The organism is Pseudomonas sp. RIT-PI-o, from assembly GCF_001297215.1.
In the GTDB taxonomy this organism is placed as follows: Bacteria; Pseudomonadota; Gammaproteobacteria; order Pseudomonadales; family Pseudomonadaceae; genus Aquipseudomonas; species Aquipseudomonas moraviensis_A.
In genome coordinates this window covers 167,730-189,237 of record NZ_LHPA01000021.1, presented here as the reverse complement: position 1 = coordinate 189,237, position 21,508 = coordinate 167,730, and the positions used below count along the sequence as shown (strand labels likewise).

Genomic DNA, 21,508 nt, shown 5'->3' with positions numbered 1-21,508 from the left:
GGGTCAAACGCGATAGCGCAACGCTTCCAGCAACAAGGCAAACGCCGGCGCTGCCTGGCGTCGGCTCGGGTAGTACAGGTGATAGCCGGAAAACGCCGGGCACCAGTCTCCGAGCACCTGGATCAAGCGGCCGTCGGCCAGAAACGGCGCGACGACATTTTCCGGGATGTAGCTAAGACCGAAACCGTCCAGCGCGGCGTCGAGCAACGGGTAGACGCCATTCAGGGTGACCTGGCCGGAGACACGAACCTTCAGGCTTTCACCGTCCTTTTCGAACTCCCACGAATACAGTCCGCCATTGGTTGGCAGACGCAGGTTGTTGCAGGCGTGGTCGGTCAGGTCGCGCGGGGTCTGCGGCGCAGCGCGGCGGGCGAAGTAGGCGGGCGAGCCGACCACGACCATGCGCATGTCCGGGCCGATGCGCGTGGCGATCATGCCCTGCGCAACGTCTTCGCCCAGGCGCACGCCGGCATCGAAACCCTGGCCGGCGATGTCGACGAAGCCATAGTCGCAGCAGACTTCGACGGTGACGTCCGGGTACTTCGGCAGGAACTCCTGCAACACCGGGCGCAGGATCCAGTTCAGCGAGTGGTCGGTGGCGCTGATGCGGATCTTCCCTGCCGGGGTCTCGCGCAGGTTGCTCAGGGCGGCCAGTTCCACCTCGATCTCTTCGAAGCGCGGGCCGATGGTCTGCAGCAGATGTTCGCCGGCCTCGGTCGGCGAAACACTGCGCGTGGTGCGGGTCAGCAGGCGCAGGCCGAGACGTGCCTCGAGGCTGCGAATGGTGTGGCTGAGCGCCGATTGCGAAACGCCGAGTTTGGCGGCGGCCTTGGTGAAACTGCGTTCACGGGCAACGGCGAGAAAGGCGAGCAGGTCGGTGGCGTTTTCCCGGAGCATTGATGATTGTCCTGCATAAGTTTTTTCGGATTCTAGACGATTATCTAAAGAGTGCCGATCGCTACAGTGGTTGCATTATTCATCCGGAGGAACCGCCATGAACCCGATCACTGCTTCTGCGCTGACGCTCTCGCTGCTGGCCGGTGAAGTGCAGGCCACTGAAAACCCGCGTGTCACGGTCACGCCGAACGGCTCTCAACCCTCGGCCAAAGGGCCCGCTGACTGGTTTACCGGCACGGTGCGGGTGGATGCGCCGTTCAAGGGTACCGACGAGGCCCGCGTCAGCGGCGCGACCGTAACGTTCGAGCCGGGCGCGAGAACCGCGTGGCACACCCATCCGTTAGGACAGACATTGATCGTCACCGCAGGAGCAGGGTTCGTCCAGGAATGGGGCCAGCCGGTTCGTGAAATCCGCCCGGGCGATACCGTCTGGATTGCCCCGGGTGCCAAACATTGGCACGGGGCGGCGCCGACAACGGCGATGAGTCATATCGCAATTGCGGAAGTGCTGGATGGCAAGGTGGTGGACTGGATGGAGCAGGTCAGTGATGAGCAATATCCAAAGACCGAGTGAAACCTCGCCCCTCACCCCAGCCCTCTCCCGAGGGAGAGGGAGCCGATTGGGGGATGCTCGAGACGTTCGGCATTCTGCAAGCGTGGTGGTGAATCCACTCGACCCCTAGCACCCCATGCAGGTGCGCTAACAGCAAGCGAGTCACCCCCGGCGTCTCCCGGGGGAGAGGGAGCCGACCGAGGTGTCTTGCGATGTGCATCGACCTGAACGTGCCGTTGCGATTATGGATACACAGAAAGACTTTCACGTCGCTGCACATCCTGAATATCCCCGGATCGGTTCCCTCTCCCTTTGGGAGAGGGGCTTTTCGCATCAGATCATCTCCGGCAATGAATCCAGAATCTTGTCCAGCGTAATCGGATACTCCCGCACCCTCGCACCAGTGGCGTTGTAGATCGCATTCGCTACCGCCGCACTCACGCCGCAAATCCCCAATTCACCCACGCCCTTGGCCTTCATCGGCGAAGAAATCGGGTCAGTCTCTTCGAGAAAAATCACTTCCTGATGCGGAATGTCGGCGTGCACCGGCACTTCGTATCCCGCCAGGTCATGATTGACGAAATAGCCCAGACGCTTGTCCACGGCCAGTTCTTCCATCAATGCCGCGCCGACGCCCATGGTCATTGCGCCGATCACCTGGCTGCGGGCCGAAATAGGGTTGAGAATCCGTCCGGCCGCGCACACCGCGAGCATGCGCCGCACGCGGACTTCACCGGTGGCGGCGTCGACGGCAACTTCAGCGAAGTGCGCGCCGAAGGTCGATTGCTGATACTTCTCGGCCAGATCGCCGAATTCGATGCTGTCTTCGCCGACCAGCGCGCCGCCCTCAGCGGCATTGCGCAGCGGCAGGCTCTTGCTGCCGACGCGCACCTGACCATCGACGAACTCGGCCTGATCCGCCGCGAGTCCCAGCTTCTGCGCCACCGCTTCGCGCAACTTCACGCATGCCGCGTAGACCCCGGCGGTCGAGCAGTTGCCGCCGAACTGGCCGCCGGAACCGGCCGAGACCGGGAAGTCCGAATCGCCCAGACGTACCACCACATCATTCAGGCCGACGCCCATCATCTCCGCAGCTGTCTGCGCGATGATCGTGTAGCTGCCGGTGCCGATGTCGGTCATGTCGGTTTCGACGATCACCTTGCCGTCACGCTCCAGGCGCACGCGCGCGCCGGACTTGACCAGCAGGTTATTGCGAAACGCCGCCGCCACGCCCATGCCGATCAGCCAACGGCCTTCACGACGTGTGCCAGGCTGCGCTTTGCGCTGATCCCAGCCGAATTTCTCTGCGCCGATCTGCAGGCATTTGACCAGTTGTCGCTGGGAAAACGGCCGCTCGGTCTTCACCGGGTCGACCTGGGTGTCATTGGCAATGCGGAACAGCACCGGGTCCATTTTCAGCTGTTCGGCCATTTCGTCCATGGCGATTTCCAGCACCATCAGGCCCGGCGCTTCACCCGGTGCGCGCATGGCGTTGCCTTCGGGCAGGTCGAGCGGGGCGAGGCGCATGCTGACGCGGCGGTTTTCCGCGGCGTACAACAATTGACTCGGTTGCGCGGCCAGTTCGACCTTGCCGTCGGCGAGGTTGCCCGACCAGCCTTCATGGGCAATGGCGGTCAGCTTGCCGTCGGCCGTGGCACCCATGCGGATACGCTGAATCGTTGCCGGGCGATGGGTGGTGTTATTGGCCATCTGCGGGCGGGCGAGGGCGACTTTAACTGGCCGGCCGGCCATGCGCGCGCCTAGAGCGGCGAGGATCGCGTCGGCACGAATGAACAGCTTGCCGCCGAACCCACCGCCAATGTACGGCGAGACCAGGCGGACTTTTTCCTTCGGCAGGCCAAGGGTCTTCGCAATGTCGCCGACGCTCCAGGCGACCATCTGGTTCGACGTCCACAGCGTCAGTTGGTCGCCTTTCCACGCGGCCAATGTCGCATGGGGTTCCATCATCGCGTGGGACTGGTCCGGCGTGGTGTAGGTCTGATCGAACTGCACCGGGGCGGCGGCGAAGGCTTTGTCGAAGTCGCCGTGATTGACGTCCGGCAGCTCGTCTTTCGGCTCGACGCCGAGGTCTTTGACGCTGGCCAGGTCGAACTTGCCTTCGGTGGTTTCGTAGTCGACCTTGACCAGTTGCGCGGCGGCGCGGGCCTGTTCGAAGGTCTCGGCGACCACCAGCGCAACGGCTTGCTGGTAATGCTGCACGTCGGGGCCGGCAAGCAAATGGGCGGCGTTGTAATCACCTTTGTCGAGCTTGCCGGCGTTCTCGGCGGTGACGATCGCCAGTACGCCGGGTGCGGCTTTGGCCTCGTCGAGATGAATGGCTTTGATCCGCCCTTTGGCGATCGCCGAATCAACCATGAAACCGTAGGCCTGATTGGCCGCCGCTTCATGTTGCTCGTAGGCATAGGTCGCTTGGCCGCTGGTTTTCAGCGGGCCTTCTATGCGCTCGGTGGGCTTGCCAACGACCTTCAAGCGGTCGATGGGATTGGTGGTGGCGGGCGTGTCGAATTTCATGCGGTTTCCCTCGCTTGCGCCAACACCGAAGCCAGCGTGCGCTCGACCAGTGTCAGTTTGAATTGGTTGTCATCGGTGGGAGTCGCGCCTTCGAGCAGGCGCTCGCTGACCGCTTTGGCGCCCTTGGGCGGCAGCGCTTCAGCGGCTTCGACCCGCCACGGTTTCGGCGCAATGCCGCCAACGGCGACGCGGCCGGTGCCGTCCTTTTGCAAGATCAGACCCACCGAGACCAGGGCAAACGCGTAGGACGAACGATCGCGAACCTTGTGATAGATGTGTGTGCCACCGACCGGCGCCGGCAGGGTCACGGCGGTGATGAATTCGCCGGGCGTGAGGCTGGTTTCAATGTTCGGCGTGTTGCCTGGCAACTGATGAAAATCGGCCATTGGGATGCTGCGGGTGCTGCCGTCGGGCTTGACCGTTTCGATCTGCGCATCGAGGGCGCGCATGGCGATGGCCATGTCGCTCGGATGGGTGGCGATGCACGCGTCACTGACGCCGATGATCCCCAGTTGCCGGGTGACCCCGCCGATCGCCGCGCAGCCGCTGCCCGGATTGCGTTTGTTGCAGGCCTGATGGGTGTCGTAGAAGTACGGGCAGCGAGTGCGTTGCAGCAGGTTGCCGGCGGTGGTCGCCATGTTGCGTAACTGCCCGGAGGCTCCGGCCAGAAGCGCGCGGGAGAGCAGGGCGTAATCCTTGCGTACCCGGGCGTCGGCGGCCAGATCGGTATTGCGCACCAGGGCGCCGATACGCAGTCCGCCCTCAGGCGTAGCTTCGATCTGATCCAGGCCGAGGTGGTTGACGTCGATCAGATGCACCGGGGTCTCAATGTCGAGTTTCATCAGGTCGAGCAGGTTGGTGCCGCCGGCGATGAACTTGGCGCCTTCGACTTGTGCAGCCTGGGAGGCGGCTGCGGCAGGCGAGTCGGCGCGGCTGTAGTTGAAGGCTCTCATGCCGGCACCTCCGCGACTTCAGTGATGGCTTCGATGATGTTCGAGTACGCGCCGCAGCGGCAGATATTGCCGCTCATGCGCTCCTGCAGTTCGGCGGCGATCAGTTTCGGCGGCTCGGTCAGGCTCGGGCTGACGTGGCTGGGAATACCGTCGCGGATTTCCTTGAGCACCGCGACTGCGGAGCAGATCTGCCCCGGCGTGCAGTAGCCGCACTGATAGCCGTCGTGCTTGATGAACGCGGCCTGCATCGGGTGCAGCTTGTCCGGCATGCCGAGGCCTTCGATGGTGGTGACTTCGCTGCCGTCGTGCATGACCGCCAGGGTCAGGCAGGAGTTGATCCGCCGCCCGTCGGCGATCACCGTGCAGGCGCCGCACTGGCCGTGGTCGCAGCCTTTCTTGGTGCCGGTCAGGTGCAGGTGTTCGCGCAGGGCGTCGAGTAGGGTGGTACGGGTGTCGACTTCCAGGGTTTGCGGTTTTCCGTTGACTTGCAGGGTGACTTTGCTCATGGCCGGTTGCTCCAGACTGGCCGCGTAGGCCTTGAGGCTGATAAAGGGGGGCATAGCGAACGCCGTCGCGGTTACGGCGCCGAGGATCATGAAATTGCGTCGGGAAATCGGCATGGTTCGATTCCTTTTCTCTCATCGGGCGGCAGGATTGCAAAAGGCCCAAAAGGGCACGCCGGCATGCATGCCAGTCTCGTAAAAGGAGTGACCGCAGGAGGGAGGAAAAGGTTTTGTCGGATTTGCGCTAAAGAGTTATGTGCTCTGCTCATCAATCTTCAAGGCAGCACAAAAACCCTGTAGGAGTGAGCCTGCTCGCGATAGCGGTGTGTCAGCCAACACACTATCAACTGACAGACCGCTATCGCGAGCAGGCTCACTCCTACAGTGGAGTTGTGTTTCTTCAGTTATGGCCCACCCACCACCATCGAGGTAAACGGCGCGACGTACGCCTGCAACGTCACTAGCCCGCCGACCAGGATCGCCAGCACGATCGAGTGGAAAAACACGTAACGCAGGATCTCGCCCTCATGCCCATACCAACGGGTCGCGGTGGAGGCGACGACGATCGACTGCGCGTCGACCATTTTGCCCATCACCCCACCGGAACTGTTCGCCGCCGCCATCAGGACGGGACTGATGCCCAGTTGTTCCGAAGTCACCCGCTGCAAGCCGCCAAACAACACGTTCGACGCGGTGTCCGAGCCGGTCAGTGCCACCCCCAGCCAACCGAGCAGCGTGCCGAACATCGGATAGAAAATTCCCGTCGCCGCGAACGCCAGCCCCATCGTCGCATCCAGTCCGGAATAGCGCGTGAGGAACCCCAGCGCCAGCATTGCCGCAATGGTGATCAGCGAAAACCGCACCACCCACAGCGTACGCAAGTACTGCTTGATCAGTTGAGGGATCGAATAGCCCATCAACAAACCGCCGACAATCGCTGCGAGCAAGATCCCGCTGCCGGTCGCGGTCAGCCAGGTGAACTTGTACACCGCTTCCTCGGCTTTCGGCGCCGCAACCACTGGCGGGACTTTTTCGATCTGCAAGTGCAGGCTGGTGAAAGTCACTGCCGGGGCGAAGATCGGATTGGCCTCACGCACCGGTTTGCCTTGCGGATCAAGCTTGGCCGATTGCGTGACCGGGTCGATCACCGGCCGCGTATCGAACATGTTCTTGAAGCCCTGCGTGCCCCAGGCAAACACGAACACCGTGAGAATGATCCACGGCATCCATGCGCGCATCACTGCCGGGCGCGCCTGGTCGCTGAAGGCGGCGCTGGCGGTGACTTTTTCTTCATCGACTTTGGAGTTGTCGACGCGGCCGGACAGCGCTGCCGAAGTATGAATGGTGGCCGGTTTCCACACCTTGAGGAACAGTGTCAGGCAGGCCATGGAAATCAGCGCGGCGATCACGTCCACCAGCATCGGCCCGTGGTAGTTCGAAACGAGAAATTGCGGGATGGCGAAACTGACTCCGGCCACCAGAATCGCCGGCCACACCTCGAGCATCTTGCGCCATCCGGCAAAGGCCCAGATCAACCAGAACGGCACCAGCACCGAGAAAAATGGCAACTGGCGGCCAACCATCATCGACAGCTCCATCTCATCCAGCCCGGTGACTTTGGCGAGGGTGATGATCGGCGTGCCCAGGGCGCCAAATGCCACGGGGGCGGTGTTGGCGATCAGTGCCAGACCGGATGCGGCCAAGGGTGAAAAACCCAGACCAATCAGGATCGCCCCGGTCACAGCCACCGGCGTGCCAAAGCCCGCTGCGCCTTCGAAGAACGCACCGAAGCAGAAGGCGATCAATAGCAGTTGCAAGCGTCGGTCGTCGGTGATGCGCGCGAGGGAATCCTGCAGCACTTTGAACGAGCCGTTCTCAGTGGTCAGGCGATGCAGGAAGATGATGTTGAGGACGATCCAGCCGATCGGCAGCAAGCCATTCGCCGCGCCGAACAATGCCGCCGAGCCGGCCATGCCCGCCGGCATGTCGAAGGCGAAGATCGAGATCAGCAGGGCGGACGCCAGTGCCAGCAGCGCCGCCAGATGCGCCTTGACGTGAAAGAACGCCAGCGCCGCGAGCATCACCACCACCGGCACTGCAGCCATCAGCGTGGAGAGCACCGGATTGCCGAACGGGTCATAGATTTGCTGCCAGACCATGGTCCACCTCTGCTTGTTGTTATTTGAGGGTGCAGATCCATTGCTTGGGGATTGGTTGCAAGCAGTATAGGTGGCATTACGCCGCCGCTCGGTTGCGGCGAACGGGCCGACAGACGGTCGATGGTGGCCAGTGAATCAACGGGTTTTTGCCCGGTCGTATCTGCGGCTGCGCGCACTGCCTCTTGAAGAGGCCGGCAGCGTGGCGATTTCATCGTCAAGACCTTGGGTTTAGGAAGTATTGAATGAAGCACGCGACAACGATGCTGCTCACTGTGACCGCCGCGGTATTGCTCAGCGGCTGTATTGCGGATTTTGATGATGACCATCGGCATGGCCGGCATTACGACCGCGACCATGGCCGCTATCACGATGATGACCGGCGCTGGGATGACCGCGATGGCGACCGCCGCGATGGCCGTCGTTATTACCGTGATCGCGATGATGACTGATTGATCGAGAGTCCCAGGGACGGGCTCACGTGAGGGAGCGAAGAAATGGACGCCGTAGTGGCAATTCAGTAGCATGCGCGCTTTTCACGCTGCCAAGGAAGATCATGTCCATTGTTTCCCCGCTGCGCTTGGCCCTGTCGCTGGCTGGTGCAGTACTGTCATGCAGCCTGCTGACAGGTTGCAACATCACCGGCACCTATCAGGATGCGACCGATCCAGACGCCGCCAAGGTAAGGTTCGTCGCCAATACCGATAACGCCACGATCGATTATTTCGACGCCGAGCATTGCGATGGCTTGACCACCGGCATGCTCAACAATGTGTTGATCGGCGACAGCAAGCGCCGGGCGGGGATGATGGTTGCGCCGCCGGAACAGGCGCGCGGTTACCTTGAATTCAAGATCAAGCCCGAGCAGCCGGCGTATCTGCGTGTCAACACGCAGGTCGGTTACGCCACCTGCGGCTCTGGTTTTTCCTTTACGCCCAAGCGTGGCAATGAATATGAAGTGACACTGAACGTCACCAAGACCCAGTGCATCACCACGTTGCGGCATCTGGAGCGGCACGACGGTAAAGATCTGCGCACCGTGATGCCACTGGACCGCACTGCGCTGGCGGCGTGCGTGGGGCGCAACCCGATCTTTCCCAAGCCACCGGCGCTGCTGCCCGACACGCCGCAACGCACGGCACTGATCGAACGTATCATCGAAGGCAGCCTTTTCGTTTTCATGAAACCGGATGCGGGCAAAGAGCCTGCGGCCAGTTTTCCTCCAGAGAAGCTCGACTCGCTGATCAACGACCGCAAGGCCAAACTGGGTTTTACGTTGCCGGACGATTACTGGGCGCTGTATCGCCAGAATCTGATCGAGTTCGACAAGGAAAGCGCGACCACAAAGGATCAGGCGATGCAGCGCACCAAAGACGAATATCGCCAGCGTTTGCGTAGCGTCGATGACAAGCGCCTGGGCGAGTGGGCGCGCGTGGATGACAAAGACGGCAAGCGTGGCAACGCGGCGCCGGACGCGGAAGAAAAGGCCATGTTCATGTTCTATTTCCAGGCGTCGAACCGCGTGATGGCGGAAGCCATCGATCATCACCTCGATCGGATGGCCGCCATGGACGCGAAATATGAAGTCTGTTCGCGCTTTGCCGACTGCTGGAAGCGTTGATCGACCGAGTCAGCGGATGCCACGAAAAAGCCCACTGAGCCGAACCGGCCAGTGGGCTTTTTCATGATCGTCCGCTTCGCGGGCAAGCCTTTGAGGGATTAAAAATGAGCGCTCGCCTGGACGCGGGATCGCGCAGGCACCGAGGCCTCGTGATCGAGCAAATGGGTGGCGAGAATGTCGCTCAGAAAACGGAACTGATCGTTGAGGCCGACCACTTCATTGCTGAAATGGTTACTGGCGGCGGGCATCAGCAGATCGTCGAAATCCTTGTTGAACACCAGCGTCTGCGCTTTGCGCGGTACGACGTGCTGTTGGTAGTAGTTGCTGCCGAACACCGGGAAACTCACGGAGAGGGTGACTTGGGTATGAATCATGATGTGAACGCCTCGTTGTGTGTCGGATGAGTCAATCGTGCCTTTGGTGAGGGATGGGCGGAAGGCAATCGTGGCGATGGTGGTTATCGACGGTGGTGATGGTTGAGGGTTGTGGTGCTGCTGATGGCCCCTTCGCGAGCAGGCTCACTCCTACAGGGAGAACGCATTTCAAATGCAGGAGTGAGGCTGCTCGCGAAGAGGCCAGAACAAGCGGCACCCCTCTTGATCACCTGCCTATACTCAAACCTGCACCTCCCTCAGCCAAAGGACACCACGACCGTGAACCCGCGCGCGCTGGTCGTTGCCGCACTGTTTCTGCTGGCCGGCTGTGCTACTTCGGTCCGGGCATCGGTGATCGCGCCGCAAGCCGTGGTCGTGTCGGCGCAGACCTGGCAGCAGATCGACCGCGAAATCCTCAGCGCTTCGCAGCAGGCCACCGAACAGGTCAAGCTGTTTGCCCGCGGTTCGATGGAACATTGGCGCACTCGCGTCTATCAGCAAACTGAAGAAAATTTCATCCCTTGGTTCAGCAGCTACTGGACCCAGGAATGGCTGTCGATGAAGGTCAGTTGGTACACGATCAGCGCTGGCGGCGAGCAGGAAGCTTCGGCGAAACGGCTGGCGGCGTATCTGCTTGAGCAATATCAGGAAAAGGTCCTGGCGCCGGTCGCAGTAGAGATAGATCCGGACGCGATCCTGGCTCAGGCCACGGCGTTCTACGCGCAGTTGATGGCGCAACAGATGCCACTCATCGCCCAGCGTCATGGTGTGCCTATTGCGCAGCTCAACGGGCGCTTGCATAAGATCCCGGCCATCGCCCTCGGGCCCCCGCCGGCGCGGGATGCCTCGCTGTTCACCGTCATCAGCACCGAACCGCTGAACACGCTGCCGGCGTACGCCGCGCTGATCGACAAGGTTCACACCGACGGCGGCGCCAGGGGCATTTCTTCCACCGACGCCGCCATGGCCCCGGTGGCCAAACGTGCCAGCCAGCGCATTGAAGCGGAAATGGCCCCGCGCGGCGCCGCCAGTGCGGTGGCGGCAGCAGCGGGGAAACTGGCCGGGGCGATGATTTCAGTCGGCGTGGCCGGCATTCGCGCGATCATCCAGGCCAACGACCGCCCCGACAGCGAAGCGCTGATCCGTAGCAGTCTGGGCAATACCTTCGACAAGGCCTGGATGAAGCTGCTGCAGAACCCGACCACCGGGGTGATGGCGGGAACACTGCACATGGCCGGGCAGGTCGAGGGCAATCGGGGGGGGATGGGCGAACCGCCGGGGGGGCGGGGCGTGAATCGTGTCGAAGGGCGCCCGCCGCAATCGACCAGTCAGCAGATCGAACCCATCCTGCAAGGAAAATGAACATGGCCTACATCGATATCTTCGTGGCACCCGTGCCTGACGCCAATCGTGAACAGTACAAAAAACACTGTGAGATCGCCGCCAGGCTGTTCAAGGAATATGGCGCCGTTGAGGTCGTCCAGTGCTGGGGTGACGACGTGCCGGAGGGCAAGCTCACCTCTTTCCCGTTGGCGGTCAAACTCAAGGAAGGCGAGACCGTGTCATCCGGCTGGCTGATCTGGCCCGACAAAGCCACCCGCGACGCAGGCATGGCGAAAATGATGGAAGACCCGCGCATGCAACCGGACGTCAATCCCATGGGCTTTGACGGGCAGCGGATGATTTTTGGTGGGTTCAAGAATCTTTTTGACGGCGTTGGGCCGTGGGACAAGTGAACTGGCACAGATTTCAGCTCACGCACTCCCACAGAGGGCTTTTCGGCGATTTTCAAGGCGTGGCACGATCCCGAGTCGTCGCGGTCGTACTCTTCACCTAGCCGCATCACAGTGTGGAGATCCAATGAGCCAGGAAGTCCTGACCACCGAAACCAACCGTCGCCAGTTGCAGCAGATCATTGCCGGGCTATCGGACGGGGTGATTCTGCTGGAACTCGACAAAAGCATCCTTTGGGCCAACGAAGCGGCCCTGACCATGCATGGCGTCAGCACCATCGGTGACCTGGGCACCAACGCTGACGAATACGCCAAGCGCTTCGTCCTGCGCTATCGCAATAACCATGTGTTGTCACCCGAGAACTACCCGATCAGCCGCGTGGCGCGTTGCGAGGCGTTCAGTGACGTGCTGATCGAGATCTCGCCCGTGGACGACCCGGAGCGTGTCTGGGTGCACAGTGTGCGCAGCATGGTGCTGACCGACCGTGTGGGGCAGCCCGAGTCGCTGGTGCTGATCATGAGCGATGTCACCGACTGGGCCAACGCCGAGCTGCGCTTCGAAAAAACCTTCAACGCCAACCCCGCGCCGGCGGTGATCTGCCGGCTCAGCGATTTGCGTTACATCAAGGTCAATCCGGGTTTTCTGGAAATGACCGGCTATACCCGCGATCAGGTGATCGGTACCTCGGCATACGAAATCGATATCTTCGAGCAGGCCGATAAACGCGATCTGGCTATCCAGCGCTTGCGCGATGTCGCGACCATTCCGCAGATGCAGGCGGAACTGCGCCTGCCTGACGGCGGCAGCAAACAGGTGATCGTTGCCGGCCAGCCGCTGCTGCTCAATGACGAGAATTGCATGCTGTTTTCCTTCGTCGACATGGAGCCGCGGCGCCGGGTCGAGTTGGCGCTGCGTCAGAGCGAAGAACGGTTCGCTAAAGCCTTTCGCCTGACCCCCGTGCCGATTCTCATCTGCACCGCGGACAAGCAGGAGGTCATCGACGTCAATCAGGCGTTTCTCGATACCCTGGCCTATGACAGCGATGAGGTGCTCGGCAAGACGGTGACGCAGTTGAGCTTTATCCACGATGACGGTGCGCGCACGCGGTTGTTGTCGGCGCTCGCCAAGCACGGTCGGGTGGATCGGGTCGACGTGCCGGTGCGCAAGAAGGACGAGGAACTGCTCGAATGCGCAGTGTCCGCCGACACGGTGAACATCCATGGCACCTCGTGCTATCTGCTGGTGTTGATGGACATGACCGAACGCAAGCGCACGGAGCTTGAACTGGTCGCGGCGATTGAAGAGGTGATGAAGGATGCTTCGTGGTTCAGTCGGACGTTGATCGAAAAGCTCGCCAACGTAAAGAAGATCAATTCGCCGCAGTTGCCCAGCGCCTCGTTCACTGATCTGACGGCGCGCGAGCGCGATGTACTGGGTCTGATCTGCGAAGGGCTGGCAGACAAGGAGATCGCCGGCCGACTGAAACTGGCGCCCAATACCGTGCGCAATCACGTGGCCACGGTGTATTCGAAGCTGGATGTGCACAGCCGCAGCGAGGCGATTGTCTGGGCGCGGGAGCGCGGCTTGTTCTCAGGAGAGTGGGGCACCAAAGGCCAGCGCTGAGGGTGCAAATGCACTAGTTACAAGGGTGCAAATTCATGTATTGGCGCAGGCGTTGTGTTCTTAGGCTTGTGGGGTGCGGTGTGGACCATTTGCGTCTTGCGATCGCGCCCCCTTTCGAAACAGCCATAGGAACATGTCCATGATGAATCTTGCGCAGTTGCGCGCTCGGCTCGAGCACAGTTTTGCGCCGCTGGCTTGTGAGTGTTCGGTGGATGGTGATCATTCGCTGACGGTCAAGTTGTATCACCCGGATTCGGGGCAGGTGGATCTGGTGATCAGTGGCCTGGATCTGGCTTCGCTGCGTACGCCGGAGGCGGTTGAGGCGTTGGTGGGTGAGTTGCGGTATGAGCTTGAGAGCAATTCTTTGCGCTCGTCGCGGGATCCTGATTTGGCTTAGCGCTTTTGGGGCTTGGCGGCCTTTGGGCCGACCATGCTTTGGGGGGTTGGGTGTAGATCCGTTTTTTTGGGTGTTGCGGATGGCGGTTTCGCCCTTACGGCGAGTCCCTTTTGGCAAACGCCCCAAAAGGAACCAAAAGGTCTTCGCCCTGACGTTCGGCCCGCTCGCTGGGGCTCGGGGTTCCTTCGCTGCGGGATCGATCCTGGCGCAGCGGCTCCGGTTTGCTTCGCTGCACCTACACTCGCTGTGTACGACTGCGTCGTAGGGTCGCTGCGCTCCCACGCCCGGATCAATCCCTCCGCTCAGCCTGCCGACGGGCTCCAGGATCAAAAGCGGAACTCGAGCTTGCGCTCATCGTGGGTAGGCGCTGCCGAAGGCTCGGGGCGCGATCGGACGATCTTTTGATTTTGCTTTTGATTTTCTGTGGGAGTGAGCTTGCTCGCGAAGGCGGCCTGACAGCCGACCTGTTCTTTAGGTTGTACGCAATCCATGTAGGAGTGAGCCTGCTCGCGATGAGGCCCTCGCCGATTACGATGATCTCAATCCAGACCTCTTCTGGACAATCCGCGCAAAACCGACAGCCCTAACTATTCAATCGCCCCAATCCACTGGCGCGAACAATGTGCTCAGCTATAAAGAATGAGTGGTCAGGTCTTCCGCGGCCGTTTGGGCGGCGGGAGGTTGTCTCCCTTTATCGCGGGTCGTCCTATGACTAATCCTGGGAAACGCGTATTGCCGTTGGCTTTTCTTGTCGTGTTGGTGGCGGGTTGTGCCAGTCCACCGCCCCCTGCGCCTGTCGCGCCGCCGCCACCGCCGGAGCGCCGCTGCGAGGTGTTGGAGAATACTGAGGTTGTTGGGGACATGTACGTGGATGGGCAGGTGACACGCCAGATCACGACTACCCGTTGCATCACACAATAAGACTCGCGATTGCTCGATTGCACGAGGCCTGGAATCCAGCAGTGACTCTGTGGGAGCGAGCCTGCTCGCGAAGGCGGGGTATCAGTCGAAACACAGCTGACTGACACGACGCTTTCGCGAGCAGGCTCGCTCCCACACGGGCTAGCAATTTGCCGGGGAAATCAGGACAGGAAGCCGCCGTCCACATTCAGCGCCACACCGGTGGTGTAGCTCGACGCGTCGCTGGCGAGGTACAACACCGCGCCCGCCATTTCGCTCGGATCGGCCACGCGGTTGAGTGGGATCTGGGTCAGGGCTTGCTTCAGGATTGCGTCGTTTTTCACCAGTGCGGAGGCAAATTTGGTGTCGGTCAGGCCGGGCAGCAGGGCGTTGCAGCGGATGCCGAATTGCGCGCATTCCTTGGCGAAGACCTTGGTCATGTTGATGACCGCGGCTTTGGTCACCGAATAAATGCCCTGGAAAATCCCCGGCGAGATGCCGTTGATCGAGGCGACGTTGATGATGCTGCCGCCGCCGTTTTCGCGCATCAGCTTGCCGGCTTCCACCGACATGAAGAAGTAGCCGCGAATATTCACGTCGACGGTCTTCTGGAACGCACCGAGATCGGTGTCGAGCACGTTGCAGAATTGCGGGTTGGTCGCGGCGTTGTTGACCAGGATGTCGAGGCGGCCGAACTGTTCCTTGATCCCGGCGAAGACCTGACTGATCTGCTCCATTTCACCGATGTGGCAGGCTACGGCGGTTGCCTTGCCGCCGGCGGCGGTGATGGCGTCGGCGACGTGCTGGCAGCCTTCGAGCTTGCGGCTCGAGACGATCACGTGGGCGCCTTGCTGGGCCAGCAGTTTGGCGATGGCTTCACCGATGCCGCGGCTGGCGCCGGAGACGAAAGCGATTTTGCCGTCGAGGTCGAACAACTGAGTCTTGGACATGGGATTCCCTTGTGAAAAGTCTTGTTATTGGCCTGGATCAGAGGCTGGATTTCTGGATGACCTGCAGGCTCATCTGCTCCAGCAGTTTGTTCATGTGAATGAACTGCGCGAAGCGTTTGTCCTGGGTCTGGCCATGGTAGAAGCGGTAGTAGATCTGCTGCACGATGCCGGCCAGGCGAAACAGGCCGTAGGTGTAGTAGAAGTCAAAGTTGTCGATGCGGATTCCTGAGCGCTCGGCGTAGTAGTCGACGAATTCGCGGCGCGTCAGCATGCCCGGCGCATGGCTCGGCTGGCGACGCATCAATTGCACCGGTGCCGGGTCGCCGGCTTCGATCCAGTAGGCAAGGGTGTTGCCAAGATCCATCAGCGGGTCGCCGAGGGTGGTCAGTTCCCAGTCGAGTACACCGATGATCTGCATCGGGTTGTCCGGGTCGAGGATGACGTTGTCGAAACGGTAGTCGTTGTGGACGATGCTCGACGTCGGGTGGTCGGCCGGCATCTTGTCGTTGAGCCAGGCTTTTACTGTTTCCCAGTGCGGCGCGTCCGGGGTCAGGGCTTTCTCGTAACGCTCGCTCCAGCCTTTGATCTGCCGCGCGACGTAGCCTTCGGGCTTGCCCAGATCGCCGAGGCCACAGGCGTTGTAATTGACCCGGTGCAGTTCAACGAAACGGTCGATGAAGCTTTTGCACAGCGATTCGGTCTTCGCCGAATCGAGGCCCAGTTCCGGCGGCAGTTCGGCGCGCAGGATGATGCCCTTGACCCGTTCCATCACATAGAACTCGGCGCCGATGACGGCTTCGTCGGTGCAATGCACGTAGGCCTTCGGGCAATACGGGAAACCTTCGCGCAGTTGATTGAGGATGCGGAACTCACGGCCCATGTCATGGGCGGATTTGGCCTTGTGGCCGAACGGCGGGCGGCGCAGGACAAACTCCTGTTCCGGGTACTCCAGCAGGTAGGTCAGGTTCGAGGCGCCGCCGGGAAACTGGCTGATCCTGGGGCTGCCGGTCAGGCCGGGAATGTGCGCCTTGAGATACGGATCGATCAGGCCGGCATCGAGTTCTTCGCCCGCGCGGATTCGGGTGGACTGGTCAGTAAGCGCCATGCTTATCCCTTCTGCTTATTTTGGAGGCCAGACATCATTGGCTAATCTAATGGCGCGCGGGGTCGGTCACAAGCGCGGGTCGGTCTTATAGGTTCGCGTGTTGCTGGATGATCACCTTTGGAAATGGGTACAACGGGCGTGCAGACAGAACGGGCCGGATCCGCTTGACGGCAGTGAATCCGAAGCTCGCGGCATACTTCAGTGCACGCGCTGGTTGCTGAATCTGGGCGGCAGGGCGACGGGGGTCAACACTGGTTGACCGGAGAAAAACGCCATGAGGTTCTTGCCTACCAGTTCCACGGTGCCCTGAGTGGCCTCGGGAGACAGCCCGGCAACATGAGGCGTCAGCACCACATTGCTGAGGTTTTTCAGCGTGTCGGGCACCTCGGGTTCGTGATCGAAAACGTCCAGCGCAGCTCCGGCGATGCGACGTTGTTCCAGTGCGGAAACCAGTTCCGCCGTGGTGATCACACTGGCTCGCGCGATATTGACGATGAATCCGTTTGGGCCCAGCGCATCAAGCACTGCTCGCGTCACCAGATGTTGAGTACCAATGCCACCGGGCGTGGCAACGACCAGGAAGTCCGAGGCCCGGGCCAGTTCCGTCGGCGTTGAGCAGAATGCGTAGGGCACATCGCTGCGCACCTGGCGATTGTGGTAGCTGATCTGCATGTCGAAACCCAGCTCGGCGCGTTTGGCAATCGCCATGCCCACCGCGCCCAGCCCGAGAATGCCCAGACGTTTGCCCGCCAGGGAGGGCCGCATGATTTTAGGCCATTCACCCCGGCGTACTGCGGCATCGCAGCGCGGGATATCACGCACCAATGCCAGCAGCAGTGCCATTGCATGATCAGCCACCGATGAAGCGTTGACCCCGGCGCCGTTGGTGACGGTGATGCCTCGATTACTCGCTGCTTGCAGGTCGACCTGCTCGTAGCCTGCACCGATCACCGTGATGATTTTCAAGGCGGGGAGGGCGTTGATTTCGTCGGCTGTCAGGCCCAGCGGGCCGCGAGTGAGCACGGCGTCGATACGACTGCCATGGGTGAGGATGGCTTGCGTACGTTCGGCTGGCGTCGGTGCAAGGATCAGGTGGAATCCCTGATGTTCGAGAATCGGCAGATAGTCATTGATCGTTTCAACCAGTACCAGAACGGTTGCGGGCATTGCGCGGCTCCTGTGATTGGCGGCGGGTGGGTCGCGAAAGTCGACTCAGAGTGCTGAATCCGCAGCGGCTTGGCAATCGTTGCATTCGCGCAGTGGTGCTTTGATTCTGGACCGCTTCACGCCAGAAGCAAGGGCGCCCGCCCACCGGTGAACCGGTGGGCGGGCGATGTCATTGGGCTGCGTGCGCTTTGCTCTGTTCGGCCAGCGCGATCGGTTTGAAATCATAGGTGGGGTAGAACTCGGTGCGATAGCTGCCCCAGGCTGTGTTTTCCAGCGCCAGGTTCACTTCCGCCAGTCGAGACGCGGGAAAACGCACTGTAACGACCTGGCCGATGCCCATCATGATATTCCAGCTCACCACTTCGACCCCGGCGGGCGGGAAGGTTTTATAGAAACCTTGCTGGGCAAGCTGGGCTTTGAGTTCGCTGAGCGGACGGGATTGATCATGCTTGAGGAACACGGTGAGCATCATGGTGTTGTCCGTGACGGCGGCCTTTGTTGGAGCCGCCGTGGCGTGCGCGTTGCTGAATCCGAGCAACGCGGCGGACATCAGGGATGCTGATAACAACAGGGACTTCAGTGTCTTTTTCATGTCGAACTCCAGGCTTTTATTGTGGTGCGGCAGACTTGGTGACCACACTTCCGGTATAGGGCGCGTGAACCACGTGAATGCGTACGGGCGGATTGCTTTCAATCATGTCGCGAGGTACTTCACGGGAATAAGTGAACTCGTTTTTATTCAGTGTCTCCAGACGCCTGACGATCGTTTTGTTCGGTCCGATGTCCGGCACCAGCACATGTTGTCGTTGATCACCGGTGACGAAGAAGTAACCGCCGCCGCCATTGTTGTATTTGGACTCACCGGTATCGGTGTAGAAAAACTCGTAGCGGTTGGTTTCCGGGTCCCAGGTCGATATTCCGACGACGCCGGGATATTTGGCCTTCACGTCAGTCTGCGGAGCGCCCTCGATGTAGACCTTGGTCGTCAGCCACCGCGGTGACGAGGCCAATTCGCGAATGTCAGCCTGCGCGCCCGCAATCGGCAAGAGCAGCGCCGCCCACAGTAAATGAATCCTGTTGTATTTTTGCATGCCCGATTCTCGCTGTCTGAAAGGTGACGGAGAAAATATAGTCAGGCATCGGGAAGTTATTCAAGGCCAGGGAAGTTGCTTGTAACAAATTCGCTTGTTTTGAATTCCCGGTATTGTTCGGTGTTATTTTAATTTCGTTTTTATTTGTAGGATTAATCTGAAAGTTTGGGTCTGAAATTATTCCAAGTTGCTGTGTTAACACAGGTGTCGCGTGTCAGTTGATAGTCGCCAGGACGTTCTACCCGGTTTTCTAATTCGATCTGAAGAACATGTAACAATTAAAATCAGACAGGGTTGTGGGAGTCAGTCCCGGCTCGAAACGCCGACGACGTCAGGTGACGTATTGGGCGACGCCATTGCCAAATGACCAGTTCTCTTTTTTTACCTCAACCAGATTGATGAAAACATCTTCCAGGCGTATGCCCAATTGCGCATGCAGGCCCTCGGCGATGGTCTTGAACAGCAATTGTTTCTTTGCCACGGTGCGCCCTTCGCTGATGGTGATCTGAATGAACACCACGCCATCGCTGCGCTGGATGCCGAGGTATTGCGGGTCATACACGAAGTGCTGACTGTCGTGCTCGTTGAGAATCTGGAAGTTGTCGTGCTCGGGCACATCGATACAGGTGCGCAGAGCGGCATAGACCTGTTCACCGATGCGCCTGGCGAACGTGGGATCGGGGTTTTGCTGGATATCGACGCGAACCAGTGGCATGGGAGTCTCCTTGAGTGGTGGCTTCTCTCACGCTAGATCAAAAGCAGTGTTCTGGCAGGTGAATGGTCTGGAATATCGTGGGTTCGGTGTATGAGGGAGCTTACGCGACGCGCGGATTTTGCCTACGGGGACGGCAGATGCGTCTGCTAGCCAGCACCCTATGGATGCGAAATCATCACGCCACAGAGCAGCTTGCGCGAGAGCTGCCACTAGCCAAGGAAGGCGAATGCTTCAAAACGACCGGGAAAACCTCGAACTTGACAAGCTGATGAATGAAATACGCAAGCTTGTGGCTGAGAGGAAAAAGCTTGTAGCGGAAGAAAAAAAGATGAAATGGGAAACCTATTTCTACCCGGTTGCGGTAATAGCCGGGGTATTGACTGCAACAGCGGCCTTGATAGGCCTTTCACTCAAGTTATGAATGTTCGAGCTTCACCATATTTAACCCATCACCCGCGAGTAGGAAATTCACCATGAGTACATTCGACCGCCAGGCCATGATTGATCGATCCGATCGAGAGCACGACGAGTATTTGGAAAAATTACGCATCAAACAGAGAGGCGACATCGTTCCTATCCTGGGATTACTGAGTCTGGCAATACTTTGCATGTCGTTTGGCTTCCTGGTCGCTCGATTGATCTGAGCCTTCGGCTGGGCAGGGTGCAGGAAAAACGTCGAAAAACGACATTCAACGTAGCTTTTAACGGCAAAAAACATTCCGAAAACGACCACCCATCCATCTGCTCCGGACAACCATTCCTCAGCTAAGTCTTTGCTTGCGTTGATTTATCACGGAGAATCGCGCCCCTGTTTCGGCCGGAGCATGTCTGTCGGTTTTTTCCGACGCGTCCCGACCGAGTGGCAAGTGACCGGAATGCGGAGATCCGACCGGATGAATGATCAGGCCAATAGCCTCGAAAAGCGTTTCGACGCAGCAGCACCCGCTGAACTTTCGAGCTGGAATCGCCAGGACACCACCTGGATGCTGGGACTGTTTGGGACGGCCATTGGCGCCGGCACCCTGTTTTTGCCGATCAACGCAGGGCTGGGGGGCTTCTGGCCGCTGGTGATCCTCGCGCTATTGGCGTTCCCGATGACGTTTTACGCTCACCGTGGCCTGACCCGCTTTGTGCTGTCCGGTCGCGAAGGCGCCGATATCACGGAAGTGGTCGAGCAGCATTTCGGCATCAAGGCCGGCGCGTTGATCACGTTGTTGTACTTCTTCGCCATTTTCCCGATCCTGCTGATCTACAGCGTCGGCCTGACCAACACGGTCGCCAGTTTCCTCGAACATCAACTGCACGTCACGCCGCCACCGCGCGCGCTGTTGTCATTCGTGCTGATTCTCGGCCTGTTGGCGGTGGTGCGGTGCGGTGAACAGGCGATCGTCAAGGCCATGAGCCTGATGGTCTATCCATTTATCGTCGCGCTGCTGTTCCTTGCCGTGTACCTGATTCCGCACTGGAACGGCGGCATCCTCGCCACCGCCTCGCAAGTACCGGCGCCGTCAGCGCTGCTGCATACCCTTTGGCTGGCAATTCCGGTGATGGTGTTCTCGTTCAACCATTCGCCGATCATCTCCGCGTTTGCGGTGGATCAGAAGCGTCGTTATGGCGTACACGCTGAAGAGCGCAGCTCGCAGATCCTCGCGCGCGCTCATGCACTGATGGTAGTGATGGTGCTGTTCTTCGTATTCAGTTGCGTACTGACCCTGTCGCCGGAGCAACTGGCTGAGGCGAAGGAACAGAACCTGTCGATCCTCTCGTACCTCGCTAACCACTTCAGCAATCCGACCATCGCCTTCGCGGCGCCTTTGATCGCCTTTGTGGCGATTTCCAAGTCGTTCCTCGGCCATTACATTGGTGCCAGTGAAGGTCTCAAGGGTTTGATCGTCAAGAGCGGCAAGCGTCCGGGCGCCAAGGCGCTGGATCGCATCGTTGCGGCGCTGATGTTGGTGGTCTGCTGGATTGTCGCCACCCTGAACCCGAGCATCCTGGGCATGATCGAAACCATCGGGGGGCCGGTGATTGCCGCGATTCTGTTCCTGATGCCGATGTACGCGATTCGCAAGGTGCCGGCCATGGCGCGTTATCGCGGTCAGGCATCGAACGTGTTTGTTACGGCAGTTGGGCTGGTAGCGATTTCAGCGTTGGTTTACAAGCTGGCTGTCTGACCGATCTGTGCGATTGCGAGCCTGCCATCGCGAGCAGGCTCGCTCCCACAAGGTTTTGCGTGA

At 60.1% G+C, this 21,508-nt stretch carries 22 protein-coding genes; 10 read left to right on the top strand and 12 right to left on the bottom strand.

The window, feature by feature from the left end:
- Positions 1 to 3: 3 nt before the first annotated feature.
- Positions 4 to 897 carry a LysR family transcriptional regulator gene (locus AEQ63_RS11860; protein ID WP_042609353.1) on the bottom strand — a complete coding sequence of 298 codons (894 nt, stop codon included), beginning with the start codon at positions 895 to 897 and terminating at the stop codon, positions 4 to 6.
- A 97-nt stretch (positions 898 to 994) separates the two neighbouring features.
- Between AEQ63_RS11860 and AEQ63_RS11855 the strand changes: the two genes are divergently transcribed.
- Positions 995 to 1,471, top strand: coding sequence for a (R)-mandelonitrile lyase (locus tag AEQ63_RS11855; RefSeq protein ID WP_064363525.1), 477 nt, complete (start codon positions 995 to 997; stop codon positions 1,469 to 1,471).
- Between the two features lie 312 nt (positions 1,472 to 1,783).
- On the opposite strand, the gene paoC is transcribed toward AEQ63_RS11855, so the two are convergent.
- The 4 genes from paoC to AEQ63_RS11835 all read right to left on the bottom strand — a co-directional run bounded on the left by paoC (position 1,784) and on the right by AEQ63_RS11835 (position 7,597).
- Positions 1,784 to 3,982, bottom strand: a complete 2,199-nt coding sequence (gene paoC, locus AEQ63_RS11850) for an aldehyde oxidoreductase molybdenum-binding subunit PaoC (protein WP_064363524.1) — start codon at positions 3,980 to 3,982, stop codon at positions 1,784 to 1,786.
- Positions 3,979 to 4,935, bottom strand: a complete 957-nt coding sequence (locus AEQ63_RS11845) for an FAD binding domain-containing protein (RefSeq protein ID WP_064363523.1) — start codon at positions 4,933 to 4,935, stop codon at positions 3,979 to 3,981. The genes paoC and AEQ63_RS11845 overlap by 4 nt, the downstream gene beginning before the upstream one ends.
- Positions 4,932 to 5,555 carry an aldehyde dehydrogenase iron-sulfur subunit PaoA gene (gene paoA, locus AEQ63_RS11840; protein WP_016775137.1) on the bottom strand — a complete coding sequence of 208 codons (624 nt, stop codon included), beginning with the start codon at positions 5,553 to 5,555 and terminating at the stop codon, positions 4,932 to 4,934. Before paoA ends, AEQ63_RS11845 begins: the two co-directional genes overlap by 4 nt.
- Positions 5,556 to 5,842: 287 nt before the next feature.
- Positions 5,843 to 7,597: an L-lactate permease gene (locus AEQ63_RS11835; protein ID WP_042609357.1), complete on the bottom strand. Its 1,755-nt coding sequence runs from the start codon at positions 7,595 to 7,597 to the stop codon at positions 5,843 to 5,845.
- Positions 7,598 to 7,839: 242 nt separating this feature from the next.
- On the opposite strand from AEQ63_RS11835, the gene AEQ63_RS11830 reads away from it, so the two are divergent.
- On the top strand, positions 7,840 to 8,046 hold the full coding sequence (locus AEQ63_RS11830) for a hypothetical protein (RefSeq protein WP_042609358.1): 207 nt from the start codon (positions 7,840 to 7,842) through the stop codon (positions 8,044 to 8,046).
- A 104-nt stretch (positions 8,047 to 8,150) separates the two neighbouring features.
- Entirely contained in the window at positions 8,151 to 9,215 is a 1,065-nt protein-coding gene (locus tag AEQ63_RS11825; protein WP_064363522.1) for a hypothetical protein, read from the top strand.
- A 98-nt stretch (positions 9,216 to 9,313) separates the two neighbouring features.
- Here AEQ63_RS11825 and AEQ63_RS11820 read toward each other — a convergent pair whose 3' ends face one another.
- A complete protein-coding gene (locus AEQ63_RS11820) occupies positions 9,314 to 9,589 on the bottom strand; it encodes a hypothetical protein (RefSeq protein ID WP_042609360.1) in 276 nt (91 codons plus the stop codon).
- Positions 9,590 to 9,868: 279 nt separating this feature from the next.
- Here AEQ63_RS11820 and AEQ63_RS11815 point away from each other — a divergent pair, with 279 nt between their 5' ends.
- The 4 genes from AEQ63_RS11815 (at position 9,869) to AEQ63_RS11800 (ending at position 13,343) form a co-directional block, all read left to right on the top strand.
- Complete coding sequence (locus AEQ63_RS11815) at positions 9,869 to 10,951, top strand: hypothetical protein (RefSeq protein ID WP_064363521.1); 1,083 nt, start codon at positions 9,869 to 9,871, stop codon at positions 10,949 to 10,951.
- A 2-nt stretch (positions 10,952 to 10,953) separates the two neighbouring features.
- Complete coding sequence (locus tag AEQ63_RS11810; RefSeq protein ID WP_064363520.1) at positions 10,954 to 11,325, top strand: DUF1428 domain-containing protein; 372 nt, start codon at positions 10,954 to 10,956, stop codon at positions 11,323 to 11,325.
- A 124-nt stretch (positions 11,326 to 11,449) separates the two neighbouring features.
- On the top strand, positions 11,450 to 12,946 hold the full coding sequence (locus AEQ63_RS11805) for a helix-turn-helix transcriptional regulator (RefSeq protein WP_064363519.1): 1,497 nt from the start codon (positions 11,450 to 11,452) through the stop codon (positions 12,944 to 12,946).
- Positions 12,947 to 13,085: 139 nt separating this feature from the next.
- Positions 13,086 to 13,343, top strand: a complete 258-nt coding sequence (locus AEQ63_RS11800; protein WP_042609364.1) for a DUF1652 domain-containing protein — start codon at positions 13,086 to 13,088, stop codon at positions 13,341 to 13,343.
- A gap of 1,082 nt (positions 13,344 to 14,425) precedes the next feature.
- Here the strand turns inward: AEQ63_RS11800 and AEQ63_RS11795 are convergent.
- From AEQ63_RS11795 to AEQ63_RS11770, 6 genes are all read right to left on the bottom strand, one after another.
- Positions 14,426 to 15,193: an SDR family oxidoreductase gene (locus tag AEQ63_RS11795; protein WP_064363518.1), complete on the bottom strand. Its 768-nt coding sequence runs from the start codon at positions 15,191 to 15,193 to the stop codon at positions 14,426 to 14,428.
- 37 nt (positions 15,194 to 15,230) lie between these two features.
- Positions 15,231 to 16,298: a phosphotransferase family protein gene (locus tag AEQ63_RS11790; RefSeq protein WP_064363517.1), complete on the bottom strand. Its 1,068-nt coding sequence runs from the start codon at positions 16,296 to 16,298 to the stop codon at positions 15,231 to 15,233.
- 198 nt (positions 16,299 to 16,496) lie between these two features.
- Positions 16,497 to 17,465, bottom strand: coding sequence for a 2-hydroxyacid dehydrogenase (locus AEQ63_RS11785; RefSeq protein ID WP_064363516.1), 969 nt, complete (start codon positions 17,463 to 17,465; stop codon positions 16,497 to 16,499).
- Positions 17,466 to 17,634: 169 nt separating this feature from the next.
- Positions 17,635 to 18,057 (bottom strand): hypothetical protein, encoded by a 423-nt coding sequence (locus AEQ63_RS11780; protein ID WP_064363515.1) that lies wholly within the window; start codon positions 18,055 to 18,057, stop codon positions 17,635 to 17,637.
- Between the two features lie 16 nt (positions 18,058 to 18,073).
- A complete protein-coding gene (locus AEQ63_RS11775; protein WP_064363514.1) occupies positions 18,074 to 18,556 on the bottom strand; it encodes a DUF4822 domain-containing protein in 483 nt (160 codons plus the stop codon).
- 331 nt (positions 18,557 to 18,887) lie between these two features.
- Positions 18,888 to 19,271: a tautomerase family protein gene (locus AEQ63_RS11770; protein WP_064363513.1), complete on the bottom strand. Its 384-nt coding sequence runs from the start codon at positions 19,269 to 19,271 to the stop codon at positions 18,888 to 18,890.
- Between the two features lie 226 nt (positions 19,272 to 19,497).
- Here AEQ63_RS11770 and AEQ63_RS11765 point away from each other — a divergent pair, with 226 nt between their 5' ends.
- From AEQ63_RS11765 to AEQ63_RS11760, 3 genes are all read left to right on the top strand, one after another.
- On the top strand, positions 19,498 to 19,692 hold the full coding sequence (locus tag AEQ63_RS11765; protein WP_042609370.1) for a hypothetical protein: 195 nt from the start codon (positions 19,498 to 19,500) through the stop codon (positions 19,690 to 19,692).
- Between the two features lie 52 nt (positions 19,693 to 19,744).
- Entirely contained in the window at positions 19,745 to 19,915 is a 171-nt protein-coding gene (locus AEQ63_RS28770; RefSeq protein WP_165839209.1) for a hypothetical protein, read from the top strand.
- A gap of 249 nt (positions 19,916 to 20,164) precedes the next feature.
- Positions 20,165 to 21,445 carry an HAAAP family serine/threonine permease gene (locus tag AEQ63_RS11760; RefSeq protein ID WP_064363512.1) on the top strand — a complete coding sequence of 427 codons (1,281 nt, stop codon included), beginning with the start codon at positions 20,165 to 20,167 and terminating at the stop codon, positions 21,443 to 21,445.
- Positions 21,446 to 21,508 lie beyond the last annotated feature (63 nt).